We start from the raw sequence: 978 nt of genomic DNA, 5'->3' as shown, positions 1-978 counted from the left end.
CTAGGGGCATCGAACACCATCCGCGATGCGGCCCTGATCGCGCGCGAACTCCCGCAGACCACACTGTCCAATCGCGGCACGGCAGGCATCGACGGCACGATCGCCTCGGCCCTCGGCCCTCGGCGTTGCCCTCGCTCATCCCGACCGGCACGTCACCGCAGTCCTCGGGGACCTCACCTTCCTCTACGACGCCACCGCACTGCAGTTCGGCCACCACGAACAGATCCCCGCTAACCTCACCCTGGTCGTCATCAACGACCAGGGCGGGGGCATCTTCGAACTCCTCGAGCAGGGCGCACCCGAGTACAAACAGCCCCCATACGCAGAGCCACCTTTGAACGCATCTATGGCACGCCACAGGACGTCAGTATCAAGGGCCTCTGCCAGGCCTACCGTACCCAGCACCGCGTTGCCGACCTCGCCGGTCTTCCTCACGCACTGCGCGATCAACACGCGAAGGGCTTGAGCGTGATCGAAGTAACCGCCGCCCGCGGACAACTCCGCGATCTCCACGCGTGCGCACGCGAGCGCGTGGAGTCCTCGCAGAGCAACCAGACTCCACCCACTTCACCGACCTTCACCCCGCCAGGAGGCACCCGACCATGACCGACACCCCAAACCCGTTCCAGCCCGACCAATGGATGGCTGTCTGAAGCGCCCCGGGTTTCGTGGAGGCTCGGTTATCTGGAACCGGCTCCGAGGGGAACCTGTTCTCCAACGTAGCTGACGGGCTTGTGGGATGCCCAGTGGGCGGCCTCGAACTCGGCGGGCGGGACGTGTCCGATCTCGCCGTGCAGGCGCCGGTGGTTGTACCAGTCGACGTATTCGGCGACCGCGATCTCGACGTCGCGGACCGACGCCCACCCGCCCTTGGGGCGCATGACCGGGTTGCGGATGCACTCGGCCTTGAACAGCGAGTTCAGCGCCTCGGCCATCGCGTTGATGCTCCTATAGTTGTCAACTCGCGATCTGACCGGT

The 978-nt window shown here is 65.6% G+C and carries 2 protein-coding genes; one reads left to right on the top strand and one right to left on the bottom strand.

Translation table 11 applies throughout. From position 1 onward, the window contains the following. Positions 1-70: 70 nt before the first annotated feature. On the top strand, positions 71-466 hold the full coding sequence (locus UN64_RS21680) for a thiamine pyrophosphate-dependent enzyme (protein WP_077365965.1): 396 nt from the start codon (positions 71-73) through the stop codon (positions 464-466). A gap of 214 nt (positions 467-680) precedes the next feature. On the opposite strand, the gene UN64_RS21675 is transcribed toward UN64_RS21680, so the two are convergent. Continuing rightward, positions 681-978 (bottom strand): integrase core domain-containing protein (locus UN64_RS21675; protein WP_216352813.1); only part of this gene is annotated, 298 nt, incomplete at its 5' end.

This window comes from Fictibacillus arsenicus, assembly GCF_001999465.1.
Lineage (GTDB): Bacteria > Bacillota > Bacilli > Bacillales > Fictibacillaceae > Fictibacillus > Fictibacillus arsenicus.
Note: the sequence above shows the minus strand (reverse complement) of the source record. Positions and strands in the feature narration are given on the sequence as shown.